The sequence below is a fragment of the Pseudomonas sp. HY13-MNA-CIBAN-0226 genome, assembly GCF_040310305.1.
In the GTDB taxonomy this organism is placed as follows: Bacteria; Pseudomonadota; Gammaproteobacteria; order Pseudomonadales; family Pseudomonadaceae; genus Aquipseudomonas; species Aquipseudomonas gregormendelii.
This window is the reverse complement of sequence record NZ_JBEOPS010000012.1, coordinates 160,360-172,954: the sequence shown is the minus strand read 5'-3', so window position 1 is coordinate 172,954 and position 12,595 is coordinate 160,360. Positions and strand designations below refer to the sequence as shown.

Annotated in this window: 12 protein-coding genes; 4 read left to right on the top strand and 8 right to left on the bottom strand. The window is 59.7% G+C overall.

Features of this window, described 5'->3' with window-relative positions; translation table 11 throughout:
- The first annotated feature begins 126 nt into the window (after window positions 1-126).
- Complete coding sequence (locus AAEZ05_RS15360; protein WP_350647917.1) at window positions 127-1,212, top strand: catalase family peroxidase; 1,086 nt, start codon at window positions 127-129, stop codon at window positions 1,210-1,212.
- The gene (locus tag AAEZ05_RS15355; RefSeq protein WP_045060181.1) at window positions 1,209-1,754 is read left to right on the top strand and encodes a cytochrome b; all 546 of its coding nucleotides are present in this window, start codon (window positions 1,209-1,211) and stop codon (window positions 1,752-1,754) included. The genes AAEZ05_RS15360 and AAEZ05_RS15355 overlap by 4 nt, the downstream gene beginning before the upstream one ends.
- A 37-nt stretch (window positions 1,755-1,791) precedes the next feature.
- Here the strand turns inward: AAEZ05_RS15355 and AAEZ05_RS15350 are convergent, their stop codons facing one another.
- The gene (locus AAEZ05_RS15350; RefSeq protein WP_350647915.1) at window positions 1,792-2,943 is read right to left on the bottom strand and encodes a M14 family metallopeptidase; all 1,152 of its coding nucleotides are present in this window, start codon (window positions 2,941-2,943) and stop codon (window positions 1,792-1,794) included.
- 94 nt (window positions 2,944-3,037) lie between these two features.
- Between AAEZ05_RS15350 and AAEZ05_RS15345 the strand changes: the two genes are divergently transcribed.
- Window positions 3,038-3,256, top strand: a complete 219-nt coding sequence (locus AAEZ05_RS15345) for a hypothetical protein (RefSeq protein ID WP_205892934.1) — start codon at window positions 3,038-3,040, stop codon at window positions 3,254-3,256.
- 155 nt (window positions 3,257-3,411) lie between these two features.
- Here AAEZ05_RS15345 and AAEZ05_RS15340 read toward each other — a convergent pair whose 3' ends face one another.
- Window positions 3,412-3,753 carry a DUF6124 family protein gene (locus AAEZ05_RS15340; RefSeq protein ID WP_205892935.1) on the bottom strand — a complete coding sequence of 114 codons (342 nt, stop codon included), beginning with the start codon at window positions 3,751-3,753 and terminating at the stop codon, window positions 3,412-3,414.
- 129 nt (window positions 3,754-3,882) lie between these two features.
- Here AAEZ05_RS15340 and AAEZ05_RS15335 point away from each other — a divergent pair, with 129 nt between their 5' ends.
- A complete protein-coding gene (locus AAEZ05_RS15335) occupies window positions 3,883-4,530 on the top strand; it encodes an XRE family transcriptional regulator (RefSeq protein WP_350647912.1) in 648 nt (215 codons plus the stop codon).
- 39 nt (window positions 4,531-4,569) lie between these two features.
- On the opposite strand, the gene AAEZ05_RS15330 is transcribed toward AAEZ05_RS15335, so the two are convergent.
- The 6 genes from AAEZ05_RS15330 to AAEZ05_RS15305 all read right to left on the bottom strand — a co-directional run bounded on the left by AAEZ05_RS15330 (window position 4,570) and on the right by AAEZ05_RS15305 (window position 12,527).
- On the bottom strand, window positions 4,570-6,525 hold the full coding sequence (locus AAEZ05_RS15330) for an acetyl/propionyl/methylcrotonyl-CoA carboxylase subunit alpha (protein WP_350647910.1): 1,956 nt from the start codon (window positions 6,523-6,525) through the stop codon (window positions 4,570-4,572).
- Complete coding sequence (locus AAEZ05_RS15325; RefSeq protein ID WP_045060186.1) at window positions 6,525-7,340, bottom strand: gamma-carboxygeranoyl-CoA hydratase; 816 nt, start codon at window positions 7,338-7,340, stop codon at window positions 6,525-6,527. Before AAEZ05_RS15325 ends, AAEZ05_RS15330 begins: the two co-directional genes overlap by 1 nt.
- Window positions 7,341-7,452: 112 nt before the next feature.
- Window positions 7,453-9,060 carry a carboxyl transferase domain-containing protein gene (locus AAEZ05_RS15320; RefSeq protein WP_350599764.1) on the bottom strand — a complete coding sequence of 536 codons (1,608 nt, stop codon included), beginning with the start codon at window positions 9,058-9,060 and terminating at the stop codon, window positions 7,453-7,455.
- Between the two features lie 12 nt (window positions 9,061-9,072).
- Window positions 9,073-10,236 (bottom strand): isovaleryl-CoA dehydrogenase, encoded by a 1,164-nt coding sequence (locus tag AAEZ05_RS15315; protein ID WP_350647908.1) that lies wholly within the window; start codon window positions 10,234-10,236, stop codon window positions 9,073-9,075.
- A gap of 848 nt (window positions 10,237-11,084) precedes the next feature.
- Window positions 11,085-11,984 (bottom strand): hydroxymethylglutaryl-CoA lyase, encoded by a 900-nt coding sequence (locus AAEZ05_RS15310; RefSeq protein WP_350647906.1) that lies wholly within the window; start codon window positions 11,982-11,984, stop codon window positions 11,085-11,087.
- A 141-nt stretch (window positions 11,985-12,125) separates the two neighbouring features.
- Complete coding sequence (locus AAEZ05_RS15305; protein WP_045060190.1) at window positions 12,126-12,527, bottom strand: MerR family transcriptional regulator; 402 nt, start codon at window positions 12,525-12,527, stop codon at window positions 12,126-12,128.
- Window positions 12,528-12,595: the final 68 nt, after the last annotated feature.

The following is a 12,595-nucleotide window of genomic DNA, read 5'->3' as shown; positions in this document are numbered from 1 at the left end:
GGAAGACGCTCGGCGTTGGAGGTTATTCCACGCGCGACTAAATAAACACCCGGTGATGGAATAAACCGTCCGGGGGTTCGTCTGCTTGATTCTTCTCACTTGCGGCCACAGGCCCTGGAGTCTTTCATGGTAGATCGCTCATCACCGCCCACCCGGCCACCGCTGAGCGCGACCAGCCTGGTGTTGCGCCTTGGCGGTATCGCTTTGGTGGTCGCCGCCGTTGCCGGGGCCTTTGCCTACGTCAACGGCACATTTGACCCACAGCGGCTGACGCCGAAAAAACTGATCAACGTGCTGGAAACCAACAACGGCGTGCACCCGGGGTACCGGCGCAACCACTCCAAAGGTGTTTGTGTGATCGGGCATTTCGAGAGCAGCGGCGAGGCGCGCAGCTACTCCAGCGCCCAGGTATTCAATGAAGCACGCACCCCGGTGGTCGGGCGGTTCGCGCTGCCGGCTGGCAATCCCTACGCACCGGACAGCAGCGTGCCGATCCGCAGCATGGCGCTGCGCTTTACCCAGGCCAATGGACAACAATGGCGCACCGGGATGAACAGCATGCCGGTGTTCCCGGTTGGCACCCCCGAAGCCTTCTATCAATTGCAGCAGGCCCAGTCACCCGTACCCGCCACCGGGAAACCCGACCCTGCGGCGGTACCAGCATTCTTCGGCGCGCATCCGGAAGCTGCGCCGTTTCTGGCGTGGATCAAGACCGCCAAGCCGTCGGCCAGCTACGTGACTGAAACCTACAACAGCGTGAACGCGTTTTACCTGGTCAACGCCGCCGGTCAGCGCCAGGCGGTGCGCTGGAGCATGGTGCCGGTTGCCCAGGACTCACCCGGTGCGACGGCGCCGCAAGGCACCGATTTTCTCGAGCAGGACCTGGCCCAGCGAATGGGCGCCGGGCCGTTGCGCTGGCAGCTGAACATCACCCTGGCCAACCCCGGTGATCCGGTAGACGATGCCAGCAAGGCCTGGCCCGAAGGGCGCAAGGTGGTAAATGCCGGGACTCTGGTGCTCGAAAACGTCCAGCCGCAACTCAGTGGCGAGTGCCGGGACATCAACTATGACCCGCTGGTACTACCTGCCGGCATCGAGGGCTCGGGCGATCCACTGCTCGCCGCTCGTTCAGCCGGTTATGCCAGTTCCTACTTGCGTCGTACCAGTGAAGTCAGCCAGTTGCCCGCCGCCCAACAGGAGGCTCGCCAATGAGCACTCAACCGAACCACTTCGCGCCATTGGCGCGGTTGCTGCACTGGCTGATGGCACTGATGGTTATTGCCATGCTGTTTATTGGGGCAGGCATGGTTGCCTCGGTGTCCGAGCGTCATGAGTGGCTGATCCACCTGCACAAACCCTTGGGCATCGCCATTCTGGTGTTGGTGATCGTGCGCATCGTCGTGCGTTTCTCCACTCGACAGCCGCCACTGCCTGCCGATTTGCCGGGATGGCAAGTGCTCGCGGCCAAAGGCTCGCACCTGCTGCTATACGCATTGATGCTGGTACTGCCTCTACTGGGGTGGGCAATGATTTCGGCGGCGGGCGATCCGGTAATGCTCAGCAGTTCGTTGCAGCTGCCTTCGATTGTGCCGGCCAACGCGCAGGTATTTGCCATTTTGCGCAAGGCCCACGGGTACCTGGCCTACCTGCTGTTCCTGACCGTGTTGCTGCACCTGGCGGCGGCGCTGTTCCATGGCTGGGTGCGCCGTGACGAGGTGCTCGACAGCATGCTGCGGGGCAAGGACCGCGCCTGACTTCGATGGCCGCAGCTGCAGCTGCGGCCATAGCCAATCAGCGCAACACGTCAACCATGTCGGCAACAGTCGTCAGCACGTCCTTGCCCAACTGTTTGGAGCGCTTGCCCGACCAGCCCGTCAGCGGGTTCGGCGCGTCGTCGTTGTCCTTGAAGGGCATTTCCAGGGTCAGCGACAGGCAGTCGAATTTCTCGCCGACGCTGTTGCACGCCAGGGTCATGTTGGCTTTGCCCGGCTCATCGCGGGTGTAGCCGTGCTTGGTCTGGAAGTCCTTGGTAAGGTGCTTCAAATGACTGCGAAATTGCTCTTCGAGTTTGGCGAGCCGCGGGGTGTAACCAGGGTTGCCCTCGCAGCCGGCGGTGAACACGTAGGGAATCTCTTCGTCGCCATGAATGTCGAGGAACAGGTCAACGCCGTAGCGTTCCATCCGTTGTTGCACGAACAGCACTTCGGGGCTGACTTCCTGGCTGGCGTTCTGCCAGGCGCGGTTCAGGTCCTGGCCCATGGCATTGGTGCGCAGGTGGCCATGGAAGGCGCCGTCCGGATTCATGTTCGGCACCAGGTACAGATCGGCACTGGCCAGTAGTTTGTTGAGGACCGGGTCGTCGTGTTTTTCCAGGCGCTCAATCACACCTTCCATAAACCATTCGGCCATATGTTCGCCCGGGTGCTGCTGGGCAATCATCCACACCTTGCGTCGACCCTGGGCTCCGGTGCCTTTGCGCAGAAGCTGGATGTCCCGGCCTTCGACGCTTTTACCGGTAGCCAGCAGCTCGGTGCCGGCCTTGGTCAGCGCCTGCTCGATCAGCCAGTCGTGCCGCCCGCGACTGTAGGGTTCGAAGTAGGCGAACCAGGCATGGGTAGCAGTGGCTTCCAGGCTGAAGCGCAGGCAGTCGCCTTCGAAGATGGTGGGTACCCGGAACCAATTGACGTGGTCATACGAGGCAACGGCCTGGTAACCGTCCCAGGCCTTGTTATAGGAGGACTTGCTGGCGTTACTCAGGCGAAACCAGTGCTCCTGGCCCACGTGCAGGCCGCTGGCCTTGAAGTGGAACCACTGGAAGTGCGGGCTGCGGGTATCGGGTCGAATGGCCAGCAACGCTTGCAGCGGATTGCTGATATCGATCACTTCAATATTGCCGCTGTCGAAATTTGCGCTGATGTCGAAAGAGGATTTAGCCACGGTCATAGTCGATTCCTGAATATGATTTTTATGGCTGTTACTTTACACGCAGGGAAGGGAAAAATCGGGGAAATTGCCAGGAATTTGGGGGGCGTCCTCCTTGACGCCGACGCAGCTTAGAGACTGTGCGATTGATTCTCAAGTGCTATTTATCAATAGTTTGGCCCAATGTTACCGGGCCTCCCTTGCCAAGGAACATTCTTTTGATATCATCCGCGCCATCGAATTTGCAGTGCCTGAAGACTTCATTAGCCTGAAGCCAAAAGCCAGAATAACTGGCAAAAAAAGACCCGGCAAAAAGCCGGGTCAAAAACCGTGATTAGCCTGATGAGGAGATAGTCCAGGAGACCGACCTAAGGTCTCTTGGTCCATCGACTGATCTCGCGACCAGATGATGAAATAATAATCATTCTCGTTTGCAAGTCAAGCGCTTTTCGCTGTTCGCCAGGGAAATTCTTTCCTGGTGCCTTCGTTTCAGCCCTTCTTACCTTCGTCAAGCGACCGATCCACCATGGCCCTGGCCATATCGATCAGGTGCACCGTCGACAGCGTCAGGTCCCGGCTGGCGCCTCGAAGGTTACTGGCCGACTCATAGGCAACGGAGGCCGCGCACCGCATCAGGTCAGAGGCATGTACAAGTGCCTCCTCGCTGCTGACGTTCTTGTTTACAGCAAAAAAGCGCGGTTGTTCGGGCTCTGCTGACACGGCTGGTTTCAAGTAATGATCGAGCGCGCGCTGTGCGGCAGCGAAGCCCTGTGGCGAGTTGAGGGTGGTATCCATTGGCTCGTCGGGCAGGTCGGTGCTGGTGATTGCCATGGTGACGTAAACTCCTTTTTTATGGTCAAATCCGTAAAACCAGATTAGTACAAAACGTATTTGTTTCGACCAATTAAATAATACAGATTGTGTTTTGAGCGCGGATAGGAGCCCGCGTATCGTGCCGACATGGATAAATGGATTGAATTGGTCAAGGCCAAGATGAGTGAGCTCAATATCACTCAGGAGATACTCGCAGATCGTCTTGGGATGTCGCAGGGTGGTGTTGGACACTGGCTGAATAAACGACGTCAGCCTGCTGTCGACGACATGAACCGTGTGCTGCAAGCCTTGGGCCTGGATTTCCTCGAAGTGGCAATGGTGCTCCGGGAGGTCGAGGCTTACGAGGAAGATAATCCTCCCTTGGCGCAGCGCTATAACCCTTCATTTCGCTACCCGATCAGTGATTGGCAAGACGCACAGCAGCTGCGCGATGGGGAGTTGCCGGTGTACGGTGCGACGCAGTTCGAGCTGTCCGACTACCACGCTCGTGGCGGCGCGTTCTGGCTCAAGGTAGAGGGTGATGCGATGAACGCGCCCAGTGGGCCGAGCATTGCCCACGACATGCTGATCCTGGTCGATCCGGAGGTTGAGGTGCTGCCCGGCAAGCTGGTGATTGCCCAATGGCCCGGCAGCGTCGCAGCCACTTTCCGCAAATTGATCGAGGAGGGCGGCCAACGTTACCTGGTCCCGCTCAACCCTACTTATCCGAAGGCTTTGTACACTGCCGACTGCCGAATCATCGGCGTGGTCGTACAGGCCACCGCCAAGTTCTGATCAGATCGGCCCTGCCAGGGGGTAGGACCGTTCCTTGTTTCAAGCCTCTTGCAGCTCGACCAGCGCGCTGCCTTCACTGACCATTTCGCCTTCCTGGTAGTACAGCGCCTTGATCACTCCCGCGTGCGGCGCACGAATGCTGTGTTCCATTTTCATGGCTTCCAGCACTACCAGCTGCGCGCCGGCTTCAACCGATTGCCCGATCTCTACCAGGACCCGCACGATACTGCCGTTCATGGGTGCGGTCAGGCCGCCCTGATGACTATGACTGGCTTCCACGGCACTGATCGGGTCGTAGGATTCGATGCGGCGAAGCTCCCCATCCCATTGCAGATAGACCACGCCGTCGCGGCGAATGACCCGGTGCTGTCGGCGCAGGCCTTCTTGCTCGGTCAGCAGTTGCTCGCCCTTGAGCTGTGCTGTGCTTGCATCGACTGCGCCCAGCGTAAGAGCACGGTCCTGGCCTTCGCAGCTCAGGTGCAGGCTGATCTGCGTTGGCAGCCCGGTACGAAAACCGTTGCCGCTCGCCCAAGGCGACGCCAGGTCGTCAGTGCGCGGCGCGGTGGTTTGACTTTGGGCAAATGCCTGGCCAGCGGCTTGCCAGAAATCCTCACCCAGCTCTGCCGGTTTTGGCAGCAACTGCTCCTGGTATCGCGGGATGAACCCGGTATCCAGTTCTGCGGCGGCAAAAGCTGGATGGCCGATGATCCGGCGCAGGAAGTTGATGTTGGTCCTGAGGCCACCAATCGCGAACTCGTCGAGCATGCCCAGCAGGCGTAGCCGCGCCTGTTCGCGGTCTTCGCCCCAGGCAATCAGCTTGCCCAGCATCGGGTCGTAGAACGGCGAGATCTCATCACCTTCTTCCACGCCGCTGTCGACTCGACGTCCGTCGCCGGGCGCCGACTCGCGATACAACTCCAGACGTCCTGTCGCTGGCAGGAAGTCATTACCAGGGTCTTCGGCGTACAACCTGACTTCAATGGCGTGTCCGATCAGGGGCACCTGCTCCTGGGTCATCGGCAGGGTTTCACCCCGGGCCACGCGGATTTGCCAGGCGACCAGGTCGAGCCCGGTAATGGCTTCGGTCACCGGGTGCTCGACCTGCAGACGAGTATTCATCTCCATGAAGAAGAACTCGCCTCGAGAGTCCAGCAGGAACTCCACCGTACCGGCTCCGACGTAGCCAATGGCCTGTGCCGAGCGTACGGCGGCTTCGCCCATGGCGCGGCGCAATTGCGCGCTCAGGCCTGGAGCAGGGGCTTCTTCGACAACCTTCTGGTGGCGACGCTGGATCGAGCAGTCGCGCTCATTGAGGTACAGGCAATTGCCCTGCTGATCGGCAAAGACCTGGATCTCCACGTGCCGCGGTTTGAGCAGGTATTTTTCTACCAGCATGCGTGAGTCGCCAAATGACGATTGGGCTTCACGCTGCGCCGAGGCCAGGGCTTCGGCCAGTTGGCTGACATCCTCGACCACTTTCATGCCTTTACCGCCGCCGCCTGCCGTGGCCTTGAGCAGCACTGGATAACCGATGCGTTCACAGGCTGTGCGGAAGGTTTCCAGGTCCTGGGCTTCGCCGTGATAACCAGGCACCAGTGGCACGCCGGCGGTTTCCATCAACGCCTTGGCGGCGGATTTGCTGCCCATTGCATCGATCGCCGAGGCGGGAGGGCCGAGGAAGATCAAGCCGGCATTCTCGATGGCCCGGGCAAATCCGGCGTTCTCGGACAGGAAACCATACCCCGGATGAATCGCCTGGGCACCACTGGCCAGTGCAGCAGCAATCAGTTTGTCGATCTGCAGGTAGCTGTCGGCGGCTTTGCTGCCACCCAGGTCCACCCGGATATCGGCCTCGCGGCTGTGCCTGGCCTCACGATCAGTGGCGCTGTGCACGGCCACGGTGGTCAGGCCCAGGGCCTTGGCGGTGCGCATCACCCGGCAGGCGATTTCGCCGCGGTTGGCCACCAGTAAAGTGGTAATGACGGGCGTGCTCATCAACGCGGCTCCTTCGTGTTTGGGGTGGCGAGCCAGTTCGCCGGGCGTTTTTGCAGGAAGGCACGCAAGCCTTCCTGGCCTTCAGGGCTGACGCGGATCCGCGCAATAGCATTCTCTGTGTAGCGCCGCAGCGCCGGTGTCAGCGCGCCGTTCCCCACTTCGCGCAGTAAATCCTTGCTGGCGCGCATGGCGGCGGGGCTGTTAAGCAGTAAATTGTCGATCCACTGCTCGACCTTCGATTCCAGCTCTGCCAGCGGGTAGCTTTCTGACAATAAGCCGATCTCCCGTGCCCGCTGGCCGTTGAACCGCTCGGCCGTCAGGGCGTAGCGACGCGCTGCGCGTTCGCCGATCGCTTGCACCACGAACGGACTGATCACGGCAGGCGCCAGGCCGATGCGCACTTCCGACAGGCACAATTGCGCGTCATCGGCACCAATGGCCATATCACAGCAGCTGATCAAACCCAGTGCTCCCCCAAACGCCGCCCCTTGCACTACGGCCAGGGTGGGGATTTTCAGTTTGGCGAGGTTGTACATCAACTCGGCCAACTCGCGGGCATCGTCGAGATTGGTGTGGTAATCCAGTTCGGCGGACTGCTGCATCCAGGCCAGGTCGGCGCCGGCGCTGAAATGCTTGCCGCGGCCGCGCAACAGCAGGAATCTGAGGCTGGTATCGGCCGAAACCTTATCCAGGGCGATGATCAGCTCGCGGATCATCTGCGCGTTGAAGGCGTTGTTCTTGTCTTCGCGAGCGAGCCACAAGGTCGCGAAACCCCGGGGGTCGGTGTGCAATTGGAGGGTGTTGAAGTCGCTCATTTTGTCTGTCTCCACAACTCATGTGTGAGCGGGCTTGCTGGCGAAGAACGATAGCGCGGTACATGGAAGACCGCGGTGAATCCTTCGCCAGCAAGCCCGCTCACACAGAAAATCACATCCGGAATACGCCGAAACGGCTCTGTTCTACTGGCGCGTTCAGCGCGGCCGACAAGGCCAGGGCCAACACATCGCGGGTCTGCGCGGGGTCGATGACGCCGTCGTCCCACAGCCGGGCGCTGGAGTAGTAGGGATGTCCCTGCTGTTCGTACTGATCGAGGATAGGTTGCTTGATCTCGGCTTCCTGCTCGGCGCTGAAGCTCAGGCCACCGCGCTCGGCCTGCTCGCGCTTGACTTGCACCAGCACGCCGGCAGCCTGCTCGGCACCCATCACGCCAATCCGCGCATTTGGCCACATCCACAGGAAGCGTGGGTCGTAGGCGCGTCCGCACATGCCGTAGTTGCCGGCGCCGAAGCTGCCGCCAATGATCACGGTGAACTTTGGCACCTTGGCGCACGCCACGGCGGTCACCAGTTTGGCACCGTGCTTGGCGATGCCTCCGGCTTCGTATTTCTGGCCAACCATGAAGCCGGTGATGTTCTGCAGGAACAGCAATGGGATGCCGCGTTGACAGGCCAGTTCGATGAAGTGCGCGCCTTTCTGCGCGGCTTCGGCGAACAGAATGCCGTTGTTGGCGAGAATCGCGATCGGATAACCGTGCAGGTAGGCAAAACCGCAGACCAGCGTCGTGCCGAACAACGCCTTGAACTCGTCGAACACCGAGCCGTCCACCAGCCGTGCGATGACTTCACGCACATCAAAAGGTTGCTTGGCGTCAGCCGATACAACGCCGTAGAGCTCATCGCTGCCATACAGCGGGGCGATCGGGGTGCGTTGCTGCACTTCGCCGAGCTTGCGCCAGTTAAGGTTGGCAATGCTGCGCCGGGCAATGGCCAAGGCGTGCTCGTCGCTCTCGGCGTAATGATCGGCGACACCGGAAACCTTGCAGTGCACATCGGCGCCACCAAGGTCTTCGGCGCTGACGACTTCACCCGTCGCGGCTTTCACCAAAGGCGGGCCGGCAAGGAAGATGGTCGCCTGGTTGCGCACCATGATTGCCTCGTCTGCCATGGCCGGAACATAGGCGCCGCCAGCGGTGCAGGAGCCCATGACCACGGCGATCTGTGGAATGCCCATGGCACTCATGTTGGCCTGGTTGAAGAAGATTCGGCCAAAGTGCTCGCGGTCCGGGAACACTTCATCCTGGCGAGGCAAGTTCGCGCCACCGGAGTCCACCAGGTAAATGCAAGGCAGGCGATTTTGCTGGGCGATGGTCTGGGCGCGCAGGTGTTTTTTCACGGTCAGTGGGTAGTACGAGCCACCTTTTACCGTGGCATCGTTGGCGACGATCATGCATTCGACGCCTTCCACGCGGCCAATTCCGGCGATCACGCCAGCCGCCGGAACATCCTCACCGTACACCTCGTAGGCTGCCAGCTGGCTGATTTCCAGGAAGGGCGAACCGGGATCGAGCAGCCGGTTGATGCGCTCACGAGGCAGTAACTTGCCCCTTGATGTGTGTCGCTCTTGCGCTTTGGGGCCGCCACCTTGCTGCACCTGGGCGAGCAGGGTGTGCAGGGCGTCGACCTGTTTGCGCATCGCCGCGCTGTTGGCCGCGAACTCCGCCGAGCGGGGGTTGAGCAGGGTATGCAGGATAGCCATGGACAACTCCGGTTAGCGGGTTTCGTTAAACAATTCACGACCGATGAGCATGCGACGAATTTCACTGGTACCCGCGCCGATTTCGTAGAGCTTGGCGTCACGCAACAGACGGCCCGCGGGGAATTCATTGATGTAGCCGTTGCCACCAAGAATCTGAATCGCGTCGAGGGCCATTTGCGTGGCGCGTTCGGCGCTGTACAGGATGACGCCGGCGGCGTCCTTGCGCGTGGTCTCGCCGCGCTCGCAGGCCTGGGCCACTGCGTACAGATAGGCTCGGCTGGCGTTGAGTTGGGTGTACATGTCGGCGACCTTGCCCTGGATCAGCTGGAACTCGCCGATGCTCTGGCCAAATTGCTTGCGGTCATGGATGTAGGGAACGATCAGGTCCATGCAGGCCTGCATGATGCCGGTCGGGCCGCCGGACAGCACAACGCGCTCGTAGTCGAGACCGCTCATCAATACTTTCACGCCGCCATTGAGTACGCCCAGGATGTTTTCTTCCGGCACCTCGACGTCATCAAAAAACAGCTCGCAGGTGTTCGAGCCACGCATGCCGAGCTTGTCAAACTTGTTGCTGCGGCTGAAGCCTTTCGAGTCGCGTTCGACGATGAAAGCAGTAATGCCGTGAGGGCCTTTTTCCAGGTCGGTCTTGGCGTAGATCACGTAGGTGTTGGCGTCGGGGCCGTTGGTAATCCAGGTCTTGCTGCCATTGAGCACGTAGCGATCACCACGCTTGTCGGCGCGCAGTTTCATCGATACGACGTCGGACCCGGCGTTCGGTTCGCTCATGGCGAGGGCGCCGATGTGCTCGCCGCTGATCAGCTTGGGCAGGTACCTGGTCTTCTGCTCATGATTGCCGTTGCGGTTGATCTGGTTGACGCAGAGGTTGGAGTGCGCGCCGTAGGACAGCGCAACTGAAGCCGAGCCGCGGCTGATTTCTTCCATGGCCACCACGTGCGCCAGGTAACCCAGGCCAGCGCCACCGTATTCTTCGCTGACAGTGATGCCTAAAAGGCCCATGTCGCCGAACTTGCGCCACAGGTCTGCTGGAAACAGGTTGTCGATGTCGATCTGGGCGGCGCGCGGGGCGATCTCGCTGGCAACAAAGGACTCAACCGAATCACGCAGCATGTCGATGGTTTCACCGAGGGCAAAGTTCAGGGATGGGTAGCTCATGGGACACCTTTTGGCTTTTTTGTTGGGTGGGGAGGGCGGTGCTGCAGCTCTCACCTTTACGTTAACGTAAGCCTGTGACGAAGCGCTGTCAATCACCCTTTACGTTAACGTCAACTTGGGCGGCAGTAGGGCGGATGAGGATAGAAAGCGGACCCTTCTCGGGAGATGAAGACTGTGGGAGCCGGGCTTGCCCGCGATGGCGTCTGCACATTCGATACTGATGTGGCAGGGGGAAGACTGTTACTCCCACAGGGTAAATTCATTGTTGGTGGTGGTGATGTCGAAAACCCGAATCCCAGACAGCACAAAGGGGAGCCGAAGCTCCCCTTTAATTTGTCGTTGCGCGTGCTCTTTTTTTATTATTGAGGGGCGGTCTGTTGTTGTTTTTGGTAACCGTGACCCTTTACCGCTGTTTTTGTCGATCCCCATCCGGGATCAAGAGCAAACGTATTTTTTTGAGCGCTGATCTGCTTTTTCGCCAAGCGATCCAACCAGTTCGGGAGCTACCTGAAGGTAGTTTTATTGTTCTCTGCCCGGTTGCGGGTTACTCCGAAAAGCACCCTGAAAAGCACACCTTCTCCAAAAAAATCTGTTAGCTGCGTCTCTGCCGTGTTGTTCTTGTTATGTCAGAGTCGTTACGTCTTATTTTTATTGGTTTGCTGCTTTTTATTCTTGTTATGCCAAAGAGATAGCAGGAGCCGTGCCAACTTTTAAAAAAGCTTTAAAAACAGATACTTATGATTTGACTGGTTTTTGCCGAAGGCTCTGACTCTCATAATCTGTTTCCGTGTTACTCGATTGCGCCCACATTTCACGGCTGGCGGTAACACCCCGACACAACCGCTCGCTCACTGTGCACTGCGTGCCTTGGCAACCCGCGATCCGGTAGGGCGGCCCAACACGGTACAGATCTGCTGGCCTGCCAGAATCAAGGCGTCCAGGTCAATACCGGTGTGTATGCCCATGCCGTTAAGCAGGTAGACCACATCCTCGGTAGCCACGTTACCGCTGGCGCCTTTGGCATAGGGGCAGCCGCCGAGGCCGGCGATGGAGCTGTCGAAGGTCGAGACGCCTTCCAGCAGGCTGGCGTAGATATTGGCCATGGCCTGCCCGTAGGTGTCATGGAAATGCCCGGCGAGTTTGTCTCGAGGGACATCGGCCGAAACCACTTCGAACATCCTGCGAGTGGCGCCTGCGGTGCCGGTACCAATGGTGTCGCCCAGGGATACCTCGTAACAGCCCATCGCGTACAGCTCGCGAGCAACCCATGCGACTTGCTCGGGTGCTACATCTCCTTCGTAGGGGCAGCCCAGCACACAGGACACGTAACCGCGCACCGTTATCCCGTGTTGTCGGGCTGCGTCCATGATGGGAACGAAGCGCTCCAGGCTATCGCTGATCGAGCAATTGATGTTGCGCCGGGAGAAGGCTTCGGAGGCGGCGGCGAACACCGCAACTTCCTTGACCCCGGCAGCAATGGCGTCTTCGAACCCACGCAGGTTGGGGGCGAGTGCGCCGTAGGTGACGCCTGGTTTGCGCTGGATCTGCGCAAAGACTTCTGCCGAACCTGCCATCTGCGGCACCCATTTGGGCGAAACGAAACTGCCGACCTCGATGTAACCAAGGCCAGCGGCGCTCAGCGCGTCGACCAGTTGCACCTTGTCGGCGACGCTGATGGGCTGGGCTTCATTTTGCAAACCGTCGCGGGGACCCACTTCGATCAGGCGCACGTGAGTTGGAAGGGACATGGGAATAGACCTGTGCTGATAGCCCTGCAGGAGCGAGCGTGCTCGAGATGGTCGTTAGCGATAACGCGGGTTTCCTGATTAAACGCGTTGACCTTGACTCCATCGCAAGCAAGCTTGCTCCTGCAGAGGAGATGTGTGGGATTATTGAAGTGCTTGCTGGCTCTTGATCGTCTGTTCCAGGGCCTGGGTGCAGCGCTCCTGCGCCGTGTCCAGTTCCAGCTTCATCTGCTCGATGTCGAGCATCTGCTGTTCCAGTTGATCACGACGCTCGGCGATCTTGTTCAACATGGTCTGCAACTGTTTCTGGTTGCCCCCGGCAGGGTCGTAGAGTTCGATCAGCTCGCGGCATTCGGCCAGTGAAAAACCGATGCGCTTGCCGCGCAAGATCAGCTTCAGGCTGACCTTGTCCCGGGGCGAATAGATGCGTTCCTGGCCGCGTCGCTCGGGGCTGAGCAGGCCTTGTTCTTCATAGAAGCGGATCGCCCGGGTGGTAATGTCCAGCTCGCGGGCGAGGTCGGAGATGCTGTAGGTCAGGCTGCTCATGGGCGCGCTCGAAAAAGGGTCATGGCGCTAAGCTAAAGGCAGGTTGACGTTTACGTCAAGGGCAAAAG

Excerpts from the sequence above, each read along its gene's own strand:
- AAEZ05_RS15340 (WP_205892935.1), bottom strand. The coding sequence starts at position 3,753 with ATGGCAATCACCAGCACCGACCTGCCCGACGAGCCAATGGATACCACC.
- AAEZ05_RS15335 (WP_350647912.1), top strand. The coding sequence starts at position 3,883 with ATGGATAAATGGATTGAATTGGTCAAGGCCAAGATGAGTGAGCTCAAT.
- AAEZ05_RS15355 (WP_045060181.1), top strand. The coding sequence starts at position 1,209 with ATGAGCACTCAACCGAACCACTTCGCGCCATTGGCGCGGTTGCTGCAC.
- AAEZ05_RS15360 (WP_350647917.1), top strand. The coding sequence starts at position 127 with ATGGTAGATCGCTCATCACCGCCCACCCGGCCACCGCTGAGCGCGACC.
- AAEZ05_RS15305 (WP_045060190.1), bottom strand. The coding sequence starts at position 12,527 with ATGAGCAGCCTGACCTACAGCATCTCCGACCTCGCCCGCGAGCTGGAC.
- AAEZ05_RS15330 (WP_350647910.1), bottom strand. The coding sequence starts at position 6,525 with ATGAGCACGCCCGTCATTACCACTTTACTGGTGGCCAACCGCGGCGAA.
- AAEZ05_RS15350 (WP_350647915.1), bottom strand. The coding sequence starts at position 2,943 with ATGACCGTGGCTAAATCCTCTTTCGACATCAGCGCAAATTTCGACAGC.
- AAEZ05_RS15320 (WP_350599764.1), bottom strand. The coding sequence starts at position 9,060 with ATGGCTATCCTGCATACCCTGCTCAACCCCCGCTCGGCGGAGTTCGCG.
- AAEZ05_RS15325 (WP_045060186.1), bottom strand. The coding sequence starts at position 7,340 with ATGAGCGACTTCAACACCCTCCAATTGCACACCGACCCCCGGGGTTTC.
- AAEZ05_RS15315 (WP_350647908.1), bottom strand. The coding sequence starts at position 10,236 with ATGAGCTACCCATCCCTGAACTTTGCCCTCGGTGAAACCATCGACATG.
- AAEZ05_RS15310 (WP_350647906.1), bottom strand. The coding sequence starts at position 11,984 with ATGTCCCTTCCAACTCACGTGCGCCTGATCGAAGTGGGTCCCCGCGAC.